Origin of the sequence: Siminovitchia thermophila, assembly GCF_016909185.1 — a bacterium.
In the GTDB taxonomy this organism is placed as follows: domain Bacteria; phylum Bacillota; class Bacilli; order Bacillales; family Bacillaceae_C; genus Siminovitchia; species Siminovitchia thermophila.
This window is the reverse complement of sequence record NZ_JAFBFH010000052.1, coordinates 1-15,630: the sequence shown is the minus strand read 5'-3', so window position 1 is coordinate 15,630 and position 15,630 is coordinate 1. Positions and strand designations below refer to the sequence as shown.

Annotated in this window: 15 protein-coding genes; 4 read left to right on the top strand and 11 right to left on the bottom strand. The window is 41.9% G+C overall.

Annotated features, from left to right (window positions below):
* The 3 genes from JOC94_RS21695 to JOC94_RS21685 form a co-directional block, all read right to left on the bottom strand.
* Nucleotides 1–1,233: MBL fold metallo-hydrolase (locus JOC94_RS21695; protein WP_236017182.1), on the bottom strand; the 1,233-nt coding region annotated here is incomplete at its 3' end.
* Nucleotides 1,233–1,796 carry a hypothetical protein gene (locus JOC94_RS21690; RefSeq protein ID WP_077113486.1) on the bottom strand — a complete coding sequence of 188 codons (564 nt, stop codon included), beginning with the start codon at nucleotides 1,794–1,796 and terminating at the stop codon, nucleotides 1,233–1,235. The genes JOC94_RS21695 and JOC94_RS21690, both read right to left, overlap by 1 nt.
* 19 nt (nucleotides 1,797–1,815) lie before the next feature.
* A complete protein-coding gene (locus JOC94_RS21685) occupies nucleotides 1,816–3,009 on the bottom strand; it encodes an FAD/NAD(P)-binding oxidoreductase (RefSeq protein WP_077113487.1) in 1,194 nt (397 codons plus the stop codon).
* Nucleotides 3,010–3,658: 649 nt separating this feature from the next.
* Between JOC94_RS21685 and JOC94_RS21680 the strand changes: the two genes are divergently transcribed.
* Genes JOC94_RS21680 through cydS form a run of 3 tightly spaced genes read left to right on the top strand, consistent with a single transcriptional unit; the run spans nucleotide 3,659 to nucleotide 6,143 of the window.
* On the top strand, nucleotides 3,659–5,005 hold the full coding sequence (locus JOC94_RS21680) for a cytochrome ubiquinol oxidase subunit I (RefSeq protein WP_077113488.1): 1,347 nt from the start codon (nucleotides 3,659–3,661) through the stop codon (nucleotides 5,003–5,005).
* Nucleotides 5,002–6,027 carry a cytochrome d ubiquinol oxidase subunit II gene (locus JOC94_RS21675; protein ID WP_077113489.1) on the top strand — a complete coding sequence of 342 codons (1,026 nt, stop codon included), beginning with the start codon at nucleotides 5,002–5,004 and terminating at the stop codon, nucleotides 6,025–6,027. The genes JOC94_RS21680 and JOC94_RS21675 overlap by 4 nt, the downstream gene beginning before the upstream one ends.
* Before the next feature lie 14 nt (nucleotides 6,028–6,041).
* Complete coding sequence (gene cydS / locus JOC94_RS23605; RefSeq protein ID WP_408021946.1) at nucleotides 6,042–6,143, top strand: cytochrome bd oxidase small subunit CydS; 102 nt, start codon at nucleotides 6,042–6,044, stop codon at nucleotides 6,141–6,143.
* A gap of 265 nt (nucleotides 6,144–6,408) precedes the next feature.
* Here cydS and JOC94_RS21670 read toward each other — a convergent pair whose 3' ends face one another.
* The 5 genes from JOC94_RS21670 to JOC94_RS21650 form a co-directional block, all read right to left on the bottom strand.
* Nucleotides 6,409–7,848 carry a serine hydrolase domain-containing protein gene (locus JOC94_RS21670; protein WP_077113491.1) on the bottom strand — a complete coding sequence of 480 codons (1,440 nt, stop codon included), beginning with the start codon at nucleotides 7,846–7,848 and terminating at the stop codon, nucleotides 6,409–6,411.
* Between the two features lie 7 nt (nucleotides 7,849–7,855).
* Nucleotides 7,856–8,368, bottom strand: coding sequence for a DUF1129 domain-containing protein (locus JOC94_RS21665; protein WP_077113492.1), 513 nt, complete (start codon nucleotides 8,366–8,368; stop codon nucleotides 7,856–7,858).
* Nucleotides 8,365–8,706 carry a PadR family transcriptional regulator gene (locus tag JOC94_RS21660; protein WP_077113493.1) on the bottom strand — a complete coding sequence of 114 codons (342 nt, stop codon included), beginning with the start codon at nucleotides 8,704–8,706 and terminating at the stop codon, nucleotides 8,365–8,367. The genes JOC94_RS21665 and JOC94_RS21660 overlap by 4 nt, the downstream gene beginning before the upstream one ends.
* A 115-nt stretch (nucleotides 8,707–8,821) precedes the next feature.
* Nucleotides 8,822–9,676, bottom strand: coding sequence for a metallophosphoesterase (locus tag JOC94_RS21655; RefSeq protein ID WP_077113494.1), 855 nt, complete (start codon nucleotides 9,674–9,676; stop codon nucleotides 8,822–8,824).
* Between the two features lie 71 nt (nucleotides 9,677–9,747).
* The gene (locus JOC94_RS21650) at nucleotides 9,748–11,184 is read right to left on the bottom strand and encodes a UDP-N-acetylmuramoyl-L-alanyl-D-glutamate--2,6-diaminopimelate ligase (RefSeq protein WP_077113495.1); all 1,437 of its coding nucleotides are present in this window, start codon (nucleotides 11,182–11,184) and stop codon (nucleotides 9,748–9,750) included.
* A 67-nt stretch (nucleotides 11,185–11,251) separates the two neighbouring features.
* Between JOC94_RS21650 and JOC94_RS21645 the strand changes: the two genes are divergently transcribed.
* Entirely contained in the window at nucleotides 11,252–12,415 is a 1,164-nt protein-coding gene (locus tag JOC94_RS21645; RefSeq protein WP_077113496.1) for an MGDG synthase family glycosyltransferase, read from the top strand.
* Nucleotides 12,416–12,437: 22 nt separating this feature from the next.
* On the opposite strand, the gene JOC94_RS21640 is transcribed toward JOC94_RS21645, so the two are convergent.
* The 3 genes from JOC94_RS21640 to metA form a co-directional block, all read right to left on the bottom strand.
* Nucleotides 12,438–13,460: a hypothetical protein gene (locus tag JOC94_RS21640; protein ID WP_077113497.1), complete on the bottom strand. Its 1,023-nt coding sequence runs from the start codon at nucleotides 13,458–13,460 to the stop codon at nucleotides 12,438–12,440.
* A 101-nt stretch (nucleotides 13,461–13,561) separates the two neighbouring features.
* A complete protein-coding gene (locus tag JOC94_RS21635; protein WP_077113498.1) occupies nucleotides 13,562–13,990 on the bottom strand; it encodes a cell wall hydrolase in 429 nt (142 codons plus the stop codon).
* Nucleotides 13,991–14,130: 140 nt separating this feature from the next.
* Nucleotides 14,131–15,069 carry a homoserine O-acetyltransferase MetA gene (gene metA, locus JOC94_RS21630; protein WP_077113499.1) on the bottom strand — a complete coding sequence of 313 codons (939 nt, stop codon included), beginning with the start codon at nucleotides 15,067–15,069 and terminating at the stop codon, nucleotides 14,131–14,133.
* Nucleotides 15,070–15,630 lie beyond the last annotated feature (561 nt).

The window sequence follows — 15,630 nt, the reverse complement described above, 5'->3', positions numbered from 1 at the left end:
GGCAAGCAGCTTCGCTGTGGCTGTGCTTTGATGAATACACAAATTTAACATTATGCAAAGGTCGAAAACTTTTACACATAAATGTGGACTTGACTTTTGAATATGATCAAGCTCCACGTTATCGAACGTTTCCAATTCTAAATATTTTCTTAATGCAGTGTGAACATTCATATATCCCGCTATAGAATCGATACCAATTGATGAAAGGACTTGCGCGATTTCCGCGAACTTTCCGTCAGCCGCCAATATATATAGCGGTTTGTCATAATCGATCAGCCAGCCTGCCCAATTGGCAAAACTTTGATTGAATGGGAGGTTGATGGAGCCCGGAACATGCCCGTTGCCAAAATCTTCCGCTGGCCTTGTGTCGACTACCGTTCCTTTTTTCAGCCAACTGTATAAAGAGCCCGCGTCATTGACTTTTACAGGAGAGCAAAGGTGCTTTAATAATGGAGGGCCTGATTGGTTCACTTTTTTCATAATAGAAAAATAAGGTGGTGGTTCGGGCTGACCCGCCATCAAATCCTTGGCAAATATTCGGATATCATCATACTGCAAAGCCCAATTATACATTTTTTCATAGCCGACAGTTGAGCTTGGGATCGCGCCCAAAGCTTTTCCACATGCGCTTCCGGCGCCGTGAGCCGGCCAAACTTGTAAATAGTCCGGCAATGCCTTAAAACGTTCAAGTGAACGAAACATTGCTTTCGCCCCATCTAATGCCGCCCCTTCAACTCCTATCGCCGTTTCCAAAAGATCCGGGCGGCCGACATCCCCGACAAACACGAAATCTCCCGTAAATATACCGACCGGCGCCTCTTTTCCATCAGATGTATCTGTCAATATCAAGGAAATACTTTCAGGTGTATGTCCCGGGGTATGAATGACCATTAATTCCAGACTCCCGATTTGCAGTGTGTCCCCTTCCCTTACTAGCTGATGGCTCACATGTTCGAGGTTTTTGTATTGCCAATGCTCGCCACCTTCATCTGATAAATACAATGTCGCGCCATATTGATCAGCCAGCTCACGGGAGCCGGAAACGAAATCGGCATGGATATGTGTCTCGACCGCCGCCGTCAATGTCAAGCGCTGCTGCTCGGCCACTGTGACATACGGATCAATATGCCGCGCCGGGTCAATGACAATCGCCTCCCCTGTTTTTTGACAACCGACCAAATAAGAGGCATGGGCAAGGTATTCATCATAAAAATAGCGCATAAACAAGACCATTACACTTCCTTTCTATTTTCTTCCGCTGGAAGAACATAGATCAATGCTTGCACATAAGCTAAAAGCTTTTGCACTTTCGGCTCCTTCATCCATTTCATGACGGTAAACAGGGTGATTTGCTTTTCGTTGTTTTCGGCCATTTGTTTGACTTGTTCCCAAAGTTGCTTCCCTTCTGCCACTTTGTCAGTGGCATCGGACAAATATTCTTCCATATTCCTTTGTAAATAGCTCAGGGACTGTTCATCTTTTAAAACACTTTCGATAAATCTGATGAAAGTCTCTAGCCGATCCGCCACTTCCACAAGAAATGGCAATTTCTCAAGTAAACGGATCGCGGCTGTAATCGTTCCAATATCCAAATTGGAATGATCCAAGAACAATTTGACTTTGTGTAATGTCTCGTCGTCTTTCAGCAGTGTCTCACCAAAAGAGGCGGCCCGATTCATTTTTTCGATATGATCTGCCAGTTCGGGCAGTTGCTTCAAAATGTTTTGCAACGCCTCTTGCGTGTCGGGATCACTTTGATCCAGCCAATCTTTATTCGAAACGATTGTCTTGGCCATCACGCTTCCCCTTTCTACTTTACAACGTTCCTTTCAGCATCCCATTCCAATACATAATGGGTAAAACGTCCTTTTTTAACATATACATGCTCTTCCGTTCCTTCGCCTGATCTATTGGAAATGATTCAACCGGCTCTTTATCATAATTAAATTCAGCCAGAATCAAAGAGTTATATCCCGTTACCAACGGACAAGAAGTATATCCGTCATATGTGGCGGCAGGCACTTCCCCTTTCATCATTGCAATGATATTCTCCGTGACTACTGGAGCCTGCTTACGAATGGCAGCACCTGTTTTCGAAGTTGGCAAATTGGAACAATCACCGAGAGAAAAAATATTCTCATATTTTGTATGCTGGAGCGTACGCGGGTGTACATCGACCCATCCCGCTTCATCCGCGATGGGACTGTTTCTAATAAAGGAAGGCGACCGCATCGGAGGAGTAACATGCAGCATTTCATAGCGAATAACAGCTTCTTCTTTTGTTTCAATATGTTCAAATACCGCCTCTTTTGCATCAGGGCGTACTTCTGTCAAATTCATCAGGAACCGGGCATCGATTTTTTTCCGATCCAAAACTTTTTCGAGCGCTTTCCGATATTTGACAACATCAAATATGGCCGGGTTGGCTGATGCAAAAATGACATTCGTTTTATGCCTAATACCTGTTTGGGTAAAATAATCTTCCGCCAAGTATGCTATTTTCTGCGGTGCCCCTCCGCATTTAATAGGTGTTGCCGGTTGGGTAAACACGGCATTTCCCCCATTAAAGCCGCGAATCACCTCCCACGTATAATCGGTATACTCGTAGGAATAGTTGGTGCAAACACCGCCTTTGCCAATCGATTCTCGCAATCCTTTAATTCCGCCCCAGTCTATTTCAATGCCAGCTGCCACAACCAAATAATCATAAGAAACTTTGGAGCCATCCGCCAGATCAATGACATTCTCTTCCGGATAAAACGAAACTGCCGCATCTTTCAGCAAAACGGCTCCATCCGGAACGAGTTGGCCCATGCTTCTGACCGTATCTTCCTTTTTAGCCGCACCGCCGCCAACCAGTGTCCAAAGCGGTTGATAATAATGCTTGTCAGACGGATCAATCACCGCAATCTCTCCGGACAGGTTTTTCAATTCTTTCAACAGCCTTGCCGCCGTACTAATTCCGGCGGTGCCGCCGCCAATGATGACAACCCGATAATGCTCGCCCACATAGTTCCCCCCCCAGGCTTTACTTTGAAAAAAAAGCTTTGCAAATGAAATCTTGCCTTTACTAATATAGTGGCTGTTACAGAAATTTATGCCGTCTCTGCGTGAAATCCATTTCGATCAAGAAAAGCGCCAACACCAACCCTTTAACTGCTATATGCCGGGAGAAATTTCATGTTTACTTCATTAAATAACTTTTGTGCCAACATCTGCTACCCACTAAAAATCCGTTGCACGCAACGAATGAATAATATTCAATTATGTTTTTTGATTTCAAGGTGATGAATGCAATTCAATTGCATCATGAAGTATTATGACCTACCATAAATATCAGAAGCCTTTTTATGACCTGGTCATGATGCCGCAACTGCCCACCTTCAACATTATATGAAAATAACTTTTCTGTCTTTCTGTTGTTTTCACTCTATTCAAACACCTTCTGGATTTCACCTTTTTATCATAAAGACGAGATGAATTTGCCACACAATATCCGTTCCAAAAAAGAAAATGAGGGTATGATAAGAATAGAGGTGATGTGTTTTGTATAAAAAACATGAACGTTATTTGATCGGACTTGCATTTGGTGTTGCGATCATCATGCTATTATCACTCCTCGGCCGGATATTTAGTTAAACGAAAAGGGTGAATAGGATTGATCAACGAAGATGCGTTATTTTATAGCCGAGTTTTGACGGAGCTTACTCTATCTTTTCACATTATTTATGCCACTATCGGTGTTGGAGTTCCTTTAATGATTATGATCGCCCAATGGGTCGGGATCAAAAAGAACGATGAGCATTATATTTTGCTCGCAAGAAGATGGACACGCGGTTTCGTTATTACGGTCGCGGTTGGTGTTGTCACCGGGACAGCCATTGGTTTGCAATTATCGCTCCTATGGCCCAACTTTATGGAATTGGCGGGCAACGTAATTGCTTTGCCGTTATTTATGGAAACTTTCGCCTTTTTCTTTGAGGCCATTTTCTTAGGGATCTATTTATATACTTGGGATCGGTTTGAAAACCAGCGCAAGCATTTATTGCTGCTCATTCCGGTTGCCATCGGCGCCTCGTTTTCAGCTGTATTTATCACGATGGTAAACTCATTTATGAATGCGCCGCAAGGGTTTGACATTGTGAATGGAGAGCTTGTAAACATCAATCCAATTCTCGCCATGTTCAACCCGGCCATGCCGACGAAGGTGGCTCACGTTGTCGCAAGCGCCTATATGACCTCCGCGTTTGTATTGGCAGCCATTGCCGCATTCCGATTGATAAAAGGCTCCGATCATATTTATCATAAAAAAGCACTTTATTTAACGATGAAGCTTGGGTTGATTTTTTCGATTGCGACTGCAGTGATCGGAGATTTCTCTGGTAAATATTTGGCGGAATATCAACCGGAAAAATTGGCTGCGGCCGAATGGCATTTTGAAACAGAAGCCGATGCACCCCTTATCTTATATGGGACGCTGGAAAATGGAGAAGTAAAATACGCCATTGAAATTCCAAAGGCACTCAGCATTTTGGCGCATGGAATACCTTCTGCAGAAGTGATAGGTCTGGAGGAATTTCCGGAGGATGAGATCCCTCCATTATATATTCACTATCTCTTTGACATTATGGTAACGATCGGCGTATGGATGATGTTTTTGTCCTTCCTCTATTGGTTGGGCACAAAGAGGTCATGGGCATTCATTCATACAAAGTGGTTCCGCTGGTTGATCGTTCTTGGCGGACCGTTATCGATAATCGCCATCGAAATGGGCTGGTGGCTGGCGGAAGTCGGAAGACAACCGTGGGTTCTCCGGGGTATCATGCGTACGGCCGAAGCAGCCACTTCAAGCGACCAAGTTGATTTAATGCTCATATTATTCGCAGGGCTATACGTGATTCTTGCGATTGGCAGTGTCGTCATTTTAAGCCGGATGTTTAGACGAAACCCGGTCGAACGCGAGTTGGAAGACCGCGAGGCGGACAAAGGCGGTGTCATTCAATGAATCTTGAAATTATCGGAATCATGGTGCTTTGGACGTTTCTGTTCGGTTATGTCATCGTCGCTTCCATAGACTTCGGTGCGGGCTTTTTCAACGCATACAGTTTATTTACAGGAAAGCAGCATATTTTAACCAACATTATTCAGCGTTATTTGTCTCCCGTTTGGGAAGTGACCAACGTTTTTCTCGTTTTCTTTTTCGTCGGTATCGTTGGGTTTTTTCCCAAGACAGCCTTCTATTATGGAACAACACTGCTTGTCCCGGTGAGCATTTCGATTCTGTTGTTGGCGATCAGGGGCTCGTATTACGCATTTGAAACATACGGTTCGCGAGGACATAAAGGATACTCGTTCATGTATGGATTATCCGGCCTGTTCCTCCCGGCTTCCCTGTCGATCGTGCTCACCATTTCTGAAGGCGGGTTCGTATCCATCGAAAATGGCCAACCTGTACTTGATTACTTGGCTCTTTTCAAGAGTCCGCTCACGTGGAGCATCGTGGTTCTTAGTGTCGTGGCCGTTCTCTATATTTCAGCTGTTTTTCTAACCTGGTACGCGAACAAAGCCAATGACAAAAAAGCAACAGAATTGATGCGCAAGTATGCGCTCATCTGGTCTTTGCCTTTAATTATCACGGCCTCCGGAATTATCGTTGAGCTTCGGCGTCATAACATAGAACATTTTGACAGAATGCTCGATGTATGGTGGATGTTTGCCCTTTCTTTCTTGCTGTTTCTAAATACAGTATGGCTCATTTGGAAAAGAAAACATTACGGCAGAGCGTTCTGGCTGCTTGTAGGCCAATTTGCTCTTGCATTTTATGCATATGGCATCTCTCATTATCCGTATTTGCTGTATCCGCATTTAACACTTTATGACAGTTTTACAAATGAAGCCATGGCCATTTCGCTGATCATCGCTTTCATAGCGGGCCTTGGATTATTGATCCCATCCCTGTACCTGCTATTGCGGCTGTTCCTTTTTGATAAAAATTATGTAAAAGGCGATAAGAAAAACAAAGCTTAAACGGGGGTTCTAACATGCAACAATTTTTTATCTTTTATGCTCCATTTATCGTTTTGATTGTTTCTATCATTGCTGCCTTTTGGTCGGCGCCAAAAGATGACGCCGTCAAAAAATAATTGAGGATTCGTAGCCCAAAGACGAAGAGGGATTCGTTCTTTGGGCTCATTTTATTTCCCTTTTCACCTGTCACTTAGCCAACGATTGAATTGGATAAATTCCAGCTTGATTCTGACCCTCCCTCCTTTAGCTGATGAAGCTTTCCCGAATAATTGCCAGCTTCGCCGCTCCGTAAAAAAATGAATTACAACACATACATTCATCCTATTGAAATAAAAAAGCTTGCAGAGCACTTTTTCTACAAGCTGAACAATTTTCACTTTTTTATTTTCTAAATGATCTGATGATAATGGATATCCCATTCACTGCCAACAAGGCAACTAATACTAGCGTAAGCAAGGCGATATCAGCAGCAAATAATGTGATCGAATGCCACGGGGAGCCTGTACTATAAATGAACAATGGAATAATGGCAATGGATAAACCTAACAGGATGACTCCGGAAATACGCCACAACTTTCTTTTGCGAACTGTTCCTGATTTCACCTTGACTAACTGATAAATACACATGGCAAGAAGCAAACATATGATTCCAAGCATGATAAATTGAACAGTAGGTGTGTATTCAGGAACTTCAACAGGTTCTTCTCCATGTAAAATGTTGATGATCCCTTGCTTCAGGTAGATGAGTGCCTCTTCTTCTAAAATATGATTTTTATTCGTAAGAATCGCTCCACCCCAACCGGTTTCTGGTATAAAGAACACCTCAGCATGCGAATCAGGGGTTGAGCCTGAATGCCAGATCATTTCTTCTGTAGAATCTGGGTTTGTAATCCTTATTCCAAGACCATAATACCGATGTTCACCGGTTTGAACATAAGGAGTTGTATAAAGGTCCATCGTCTTCTTGCTTAAAAAAGGACTTTCCTGCTGACGAAGCAACGATATAAAATGGACCATATCTTCCGCACTCGCAGTTATGTATCCATAAGGCGCGCCTCCATTATCATAAGCCACGGCACTCTTTCGGGGAATTCCAAACCATGATTGGTAACCGGCCAAATATCCTTTTTCATACGCCGAACGCTTATCAGCCGCTGCATGCTTCATCCCCAATGGCGAAAAAACTTGCTGTTCCATGTACTCAGAATAAGTTTGATCTGTCACTTCTTCAATGATAGCGGCAAGAATTAAGAAGTTGGCATTGCTATACTGGTGTTTTTCTCCGGGTTTAGCGGTTAGCGCAACATTCGAAAAACTTTTTGTATTCTCCCGGATCATGCCCATATCTTGAGATTCTTGATCCGATATAGATAGACCTGAATATGTACTCATTCCGCTTGTTTGCGTTAATAAATGTTTAATAGTGATTTGCGAGGCGGCTTGGCGATCTTTTAGTGTAAACCATGGAAGATATTGTTGGACCGGGTCCTCCAAGTTCACAGCACCTTCTTCTATTAATCTCATGATGGCTAGTCCAGTCAATGACTTACTGATTGATCCTATCGTAAAAGGTGTCTTAGTCGTTACTTTTTCCCCCGATTCTCCTGTTATACCCCACGCTTTAGAATAAAAGAGGTTATTTTCATGTACAATAGCAATAGCGGCCCCCGGAATCCGTTGTTCTTCTAAATAGGCTTCTACATAATTGTCTATCTCAACCTGAATATCTCGTTCGGCGGAGACATTCGCGACCGGCAGAAATAACATGAACGGATTTAATAATAAGCATACAAAAACGACTTTCACTTGCAGTATTTTCATGCTTTTTTCACCTGTATCCTTTTATTTTTCGCATAGAAAACACCACAAGCGCGGAAACGAGCAAGGATGCAGATATGCTAATCATCATGAGTAAGACATTCCACCATGAATGTTCCGAAATCCGATAAAAAATATGATAATCAAAGGAGTTATATGTTTTTTGCGGGTTAAAGGCTTCTGTTAAAAACATCGATAGTATAAGCTGAGAGCAGAGATAAGCCAGTATAAAAGCAAAGAGGCCTGTCACCCATAACAATCCTGGCCTGCTTTTGAATTTTTGTATTTGCTTCATTTTAGAATGGAGATCTATGCCATTCACTTCTAAAAAATCCTTGACAAATGTTGTCGGCTCCCCAAAATCTTGGATACTGTCTTGGCCGTGTTCACGCGATTCTTGGATATGCTCCAGAAGCTGCAGTCTAATATTTCTTCTATCCTTTGAATGTATTTGATATTGCTTGAGTTCTGTCATCACTTCATGTAAAAATTGCTTTTCTGCCAAGGTTAAGTGAATGTTCATTCTAAAAGCTCTCCTTTCAACCCTTTTCGCAGTAAGGATTTAATATCCATTTGCAGTTCCAACCATTCAATGATCTTCTTTTGAAGGTACAATTTCCCTTTTTCATTGATTTCATAATAAACTCTCACCTTGCCGCTTTCTGTCATTTCACGATGTGTATGGACCCATTCTTGCTCTTTGAGCTTCGTCAAGATGGGATAAATGCTTCCCACTCCTTTCAATTTCAAATTGTGTTCTTCCAACTTTTTCATTATTTCATACCCATAGCTTTTTTCCTTTGATAAAATCGATAATACACACATTTCTAAATGGCCTTTGATTAAACTTGTCCTATCCATGAGATAAATGTAACAGAAATATATATTTCAATCAAGTATATATTTTTTACAAATATATGCTATGCTTTTTTTCCATCAAAAAAAGCGCTCCTCTCAGGAACCGCTTCAAGAAAGACTACACAGCTGCACCCACTTCTTTAACTTCTTCCGGTATGGTTACGTTATGCACAGTAATTTCTGGCCGGCTTCCAATCCGGATATTCACACCTGTTTGGCCGAGGCCTTCGTTGATATAGAACGGCCGTTCTTTATAGTGGTGCAACCCTTTGACCATATTCATTTTTACTAATTTTCCCATTTTCACAAGATGGTATGGTTTTGGCCAATGAATTTGCCCGCCGTGGAAATGGCCGGAAAGAAGATAGTCGAAATGATATTCTTCTTTCATCGAAAGGACAATATTCGGGTCATGGGTGAAAACGAGATTATATCCATTTCCCACCCCTTTATAAGACTCTTTTAAGTTGCTGCGCTTGGTGCTGTAGTCATCGATGCCAATAATATTGATCCGTTTGTTTCCGATTTGAATCAGGTCATTTTCATTTTGCAGCGTTTTTAAGCCAAAATCATTCAGTATTTTTTTAAGCTGATAAAAGTATTTGTCTTTTAAGACATAATCATGGTTGCCAAAAACAGCATATGACCCGTATGAGGGATTTAATTTATTGAGAACTTTCAAGTATGGGATGAGCTTTGGGAGGCTGCGCTTTCGGTCTAAAAAATCACCCGTCACCGCAACGAGGTCAATGTCGAGTTTTTTTACACGATGATATAGCGTGTTTGGGCAAATTGAAATATTTTCAAGATGCAGGTCGGATAAATGCAAGATTTTCAGTGAACTGCCTCCAGCACGATCAGCAGAACGATGATTTATATGAATTTCGTTCATAACGACAGAATGAGTATTTTGATAGCCTTTATAGATGACAATCCCGATGAGGACGGCCATCATGATGGTAACAATGAACATTCATGATCCTCCTCTCATTACTCCATTATAAAGAGAAATGAGAGGAGTTTTAACCTGTAATTTATGGATATTTATTGGGAGCAGATAAAACGTACTGTTTCAACGTCGGATCTTGCAGGAAGCGAAAATGATTGCTGATATGTTTCCGTTCCTTTTCCTGTGATCACAATCCAGTCTCCTTTACGGGCATGTTTGACGGCATACTCGATGGCTAACGTTCGATCAGGGATCACAATTCCTTTACTCGCCTCATTTAACAAGTGAAGCTGACTAACCATTTCCTCATATAAAATGCCGTTTAAGTCGTCTAATGTAAGAATGATAAAATCACTTAATCGCGAAGACATTTTCACCATTTGCTGTCTCTTGCTCTCATCACGGCTTCCCCTAAATCCAAACACATGAATAATTCGTTTTGCGCCATCATAACGGGCTGTGTTCAAACAATGAAAAAAAGCGTCGGCTGTATGGGCATAGTCAATGACAATAGTCGCTTCACTTTGATGTGGAAACATTTCAAACCTGCCGGGAACTCCTTTAAACGACATTAAGGAACCAATAATTTCTTCTTCGTTCAAATGCAGCATTCTTGCTGTCCAAAACGCCATCGCAGCATTGTAAAGATTATGAATTCCCAACACGCCAGGCTTTAACTCCAGTGATTTCTCCTTTGTCTTCATCAATGCGATGGCACGTTCCTTTTGATTGTTGCGGATAATTTGCAACGGATACTCTTCATGTCCAATAACATGGGTGGCTTGTCCTCTGGATCGCAATTCTTGAACGACCTTTTTTCCCCACTCGTTATAGGCATTCACAATCGCTTTTCCTTTTGGCTTTAACTGTTGAAAAAGTTTGGTTTTTACACGAAAGTACTCATCCATGTCTTTATGATAGTCAAGATGCTCGTGATCCAGATTTGTAAATAAACAATAATCAAACTCAATTCCCTCAACTCGGAACTGGGCAATCCCATGTGATGAAACCTCCATAATAATCACATCATCCTGGCTGTCTGAAAGCAGCTTATACAGGTTAAGAGGATCTATCGTTGTCAAGGATGAGGCCCGCTTTTGTCCATTTACCATGTTCTGGACACTGGTAAACATGGAACAGGAAATACCCGCTTGTTCCAATATATGCTTAATCATAAAACATGTGGTTGTTTTTCCGTTCGTTCCTGTTACTCCTATCAGCACTTTTTTATCCAACCGTGGCCGATAATAAGCTTTTGCTAATCTGGCAAGGGCCTTCCGACTGTTCGCTGTCCTTATATACGGAATTTCCCGTAGATGGATTTCCTTTTCCCCAATAATTGCCGCTGCTCCTGCTTCGACAACATCTTGTATAAAATGGTGACCGTCATGGCGATAACCACTGATCGCAATAAATAAATCGTTCTGTTGTATGAGCTTTGAATTTGTGGCGATGCCATTTACCTCTATATGATGAAATGGCCTCCATTCATCATGTTCGTCTATCGTTTCCAACAATTGACTTAATTTCATTTTTCGGGACTTCTCCCTTTTCGGCATATTTTTATTGATATTTTTGTACTGAAGGAAGAAAATATGAATGGAAATACAAGGGGGTAAAAAAGAATACGATAAGGGGTGCATATCATTGTTCCGTATCCTGTTTTTGCCTTTATTGAACATTCCTTCGGGTCATCACCATGTTGCCGATGTCATGAAAAGGCAATTGGAGACTTGCGAAACAGAGATACAGTGTGAAAAAGTTGATCTATTGTCATTTAGCTACGGAAAACTTGAAAATCTTGTATCCTCCGCTTATCTGTATTGGATTCATCGCTTTCCAAACCTATACAGCTCCCTTTATAAATTTGCGGCGGTAAAAGAAAGAAAAGCGGAACATCGCTTCTTTGCATATGAGTTGTTCTTTTTAGCAAAAATGAAGCAACTGATTGATGAAGCCAAACCGGATGCCATTATCTGCACCCATGCTTTTCCCTCCTATTTGTTATCCCGCCTTAAACAAATGAGGATATGGGACGGACTGGCCATCAATGTCTATACTGATTATTTTGTCAACAGTTTATGGGGGATGAAATGGATCGATTATCATTTCGCTCCCAGCGTTCATGTAAAAAACCATTTGGCAAGAATGGGAATTAAGGAAAGCCAAATTTATATTACAGGCATTCCGATCGATCCCGTGTTCCAGACTCAACGGGAGAACCGGGACAAAAAAGAAAAGCTTACTGTTTTAGTATCTGGAGGAAATATGGGGGCAGGTTCCATACGCCGGTTTATTTTCATGTTGCAGCCATCGGGCAATATTCAATATAAAGTTCTTTGCGGAACGAATGAAAAGCTTTTCCAATATGTTAAGCAACACAACGACCCATACATTGAACCCTTGACTTATATTACATCAAAAGAAGAGATGAACCGGCTGTATGAAGAAGCCGACGCTATTATAACGAAGCCGGGAGGTGTAACAATCAGCGAGTGCATCGCAAAAGATTTGCCCATTTTTGTATATGATGCCCTGCCCGGCCAAGAAGAACAAAATTTGCGTTTTTTAAAAGAGGAATGCTTAGTACAAGAATTAAGCAATTGGGACAGAGGCATCAATCCCGAAAAAGAAATGTTAAGGGTATTAAAAAGCGATATAAAGGATCATCAGTCAAAAAAAGAGCAGTACAAACAGCAAATCGAGCTTACCGATCCACACTCCTTTATTATCCATCATTTAAAGAAGCTGAAAAGAGCCTGAGCCTCATGGACCCAGACTCCCTCTACACTTGTTCATGAAAGCGGGATCTCGCAAACGAAGCAACATCTTCAGGCACTTTATATGTAAGCGGCTCCTGATGAAGCGCCTGGAAAAAGTTGATATCGCTTGTATGTAATGCGCCAATCGTTAACCGGGGAATAAGCCTGGCGTGGATCGGGCTTTTTCCCTTGGGATCAGCCGATAAAATAAAGTTGAAGCTCGAAAAGCCCTGTTCCCGCATAGCAGAAAAAATGGCCTGCAGTCCGGCTGCAAAATGATCCCAGTCAGCTTCTGTAATCGAATCAAAAGTGTGGCACCCCTTAAAAAGAGCCACGTAATCATGATGGCTTTTGGGAGCAAAGGCATGCATCCAGGCAACATTTCCTTTTTCCCCAATCCACCGTTCTCCTATCGTCTTTTCCGCATCATAAAGCGCTGTAAAAAATTCCTTTCCTGTTTCTTTTTCAAATGAATCGGCTTTGCTTCCTGTCAATGCTTGGTAATTTGTCCCGGTCTCTGAAATAATGACATGCAGATGAGGATGGATGATGCTGCCGCCTGATGTCGGAAGATAGTTCCAATTAATGGAAGCATATGTTGCTGTTGAATCGAAGGCTGCGGCTCTTTGTATGTATGTCTGCGCGGCCATGAAGGCATCCTTTATCAATTGGCGTGTAAATTCTTCTAAACGCACATAATGTTGGCGCGACATGACTACAACACCATTATGTTTGCTATACGGAAACAGGTTGGGAAATAAAGTCGCTTCACCTTTTACGATCCGCCCGGTTTCTGTCATTTCTTTTGAAAAGACAGGTGTCATTTTCATAATGTTTTCCGGGCAAAAAGGACATTTGGCACCTTCTGTTTGTTCGGCCGCCTTCTGATAATCAGCCGGGGTAATGTGTAAGCCGGGATCAAAAACAAGCCGGGATGATTCCCCTGTCAACGGATCGAAACGCACCTCCGTTTTGCGCTCAATTGTGTTTCCTTCACCATCATAAAACGTAAATATTTCGGGTTCCATTCTAAACGTAATCGCCACAAAAATTCCTCCTCTCCCTTTTAATATATCATGTTACAATTAAAAAGTCTGTAAATTCAATCTAATAAAAAACCCGCACTTCCGGCGGGTTTGCAAACAATTCAAAAGGTGCTGTAAATATTCGGACATTCTTCTCCCGTCGGCTCATAAAAACAGTGTGATTTATACCGAGCGACAAGCGGCTGGCCATACCATTGAGCGGGACAGTCTCCTTCCGGGCGGAAATACCATAAGCTGTATTTGGCGGGCCATTGTCTCTCCCCCCGGATCGCTCTTCTCGCCAACCTTCTTTCACTTTCCCTTGCCCTTTGGTAAAAATAACCATGTATTACCGCTTCAAACGCATGGGGCTGGTAGATCATTTGCGGAACTGTTCTAATTCCAACAAAATCAGAGCAATTTGCCCGGATTCTGTTCACTCCAACCGCCCCTACATGCAACATGCCTTGGATTCCTTCACCCTCTGCTTCAGCCCTTAAAAGTCTTGCCAGCAAATCGATATCAGACTCCCTGGCTTTTACGACCGCCATGCCATCACCTCCGAATTCACTTTGCGATCCATGAATAGTATATTGACACGCGCCCGGTTTGTTGAATGGTGAAACAGGCTGTTCTTCCTCATGACAGAAAGCATAAAAAACGAGGGACGGTATATTCATCCCCCAACAAATTAAAGCGAAGTCGGATACTCAACTTTGATTTTTCGATCCTGTTCATAAGGAGTTTCTTGGTAAACGTAATAATTTAACCAGTTAGAAAACAGCAAGTGGCTATGGGATCTCCACGTGTTGACCGGTTCTTCGTTTGCATTATTATTTGGAAAATAATTTTCTGGAACGCGAATATCCAGTCCTTTTTTGATGTCACGTTCATATTCGGTTGCCAGTGTGTCTGTATCATATTCAAGATGCCCGGTAATCATAATATGCTTTTCATCCTTCGATATGATTAAAAACGGCCCCGCCTCTCCATCCGAAAGCAAAATCAGTTCGGGATGGTCATGAATTTCTTTGCGGCTGATGCTTGTATAACGCGAATGAGGAGCCAAAAATATATCATCAAAACCTCTGACAAGCTTTATTTTATGATCAGACACCTTATGTTTGTATACACCGGAACACTTGCTCGGCAATTCGAATTTTCCGATTCCGTAATGGTAAAAAAGCGCGGCTTGTGCTCCCCAACAAATGTGCATGACAGATGTTACATGTTCCTTGGACCACTCCATAATCGCTTTTAATTCTTCCCAATAATTCACCTTTTCAAATGGCAGATGCTCAATAGGCGCCCCCGTAATGATCAATCCATCGAAATAGTATTTTTCAACATCGGAAAACGTTTGATAAAACTGTTCCAAGTGCGATTTGCTCACATTTTTAGACTGGTGGGTTTCCATGCGTAAAAAAGTAATATTCACTTGGAGCGGCGTATTGCCCAAAAGCCTTAGCAATTGAACTTCTGTTTTTTCTTTTTCGGGCATCAAATTTAAAATAAGTATATTAAGAGGACGGATATCTTGCGTACTGGCCCTTTCCTCATCCATCACAAATATTTTTTCTTTGTCAAGAATTTCCCGCGCCGGCATTTCCTTCGGAATATTAATTGGCAATCCAAACCCCTCCTGCTTTCACAAGCTAATAAAACTTATTATAAAGCTGAATGAAAATTTCAGCAACGGTTATTCCATTTTAAGTTAAGAATTTTCATTTCTGTTTAACATTTGGAAAAGCTACTAGACGAAAAGCGGCACGTTTTGAGATTGAATGGTTCATTTCAAAGGACGAAGCTTATTTTGATCACCACACTTCAGTCTATGTATTAAAGAGGAAGGAACCAGACATAAAAGGATTTAAAAAGATTAACAAGCTACATATAGAGCTTTTTCGTGCACGGACATTCATCAGGGGTTCACAAAAGGCTGGGTCACAACTAAATCAGCTGATGAAAAAACGAACAATAAAGTGAAACTTCATTCAGTAGGGCTTCTACTGAATGTTAGTGGAACCAATCGGGCATTTAGGTGCCGTTTTCTCCCACTTGGACCTTTTGTATTCACTCAAGATTTTGAAGTGGGAGTCTTACGGCACCTTACATGCGGGATAAAGTGAAACTTCATTCAAGGAATGCTTTTCTCCTTGAATGTTAGTTGAACCAATCGGGCATTTAGGTG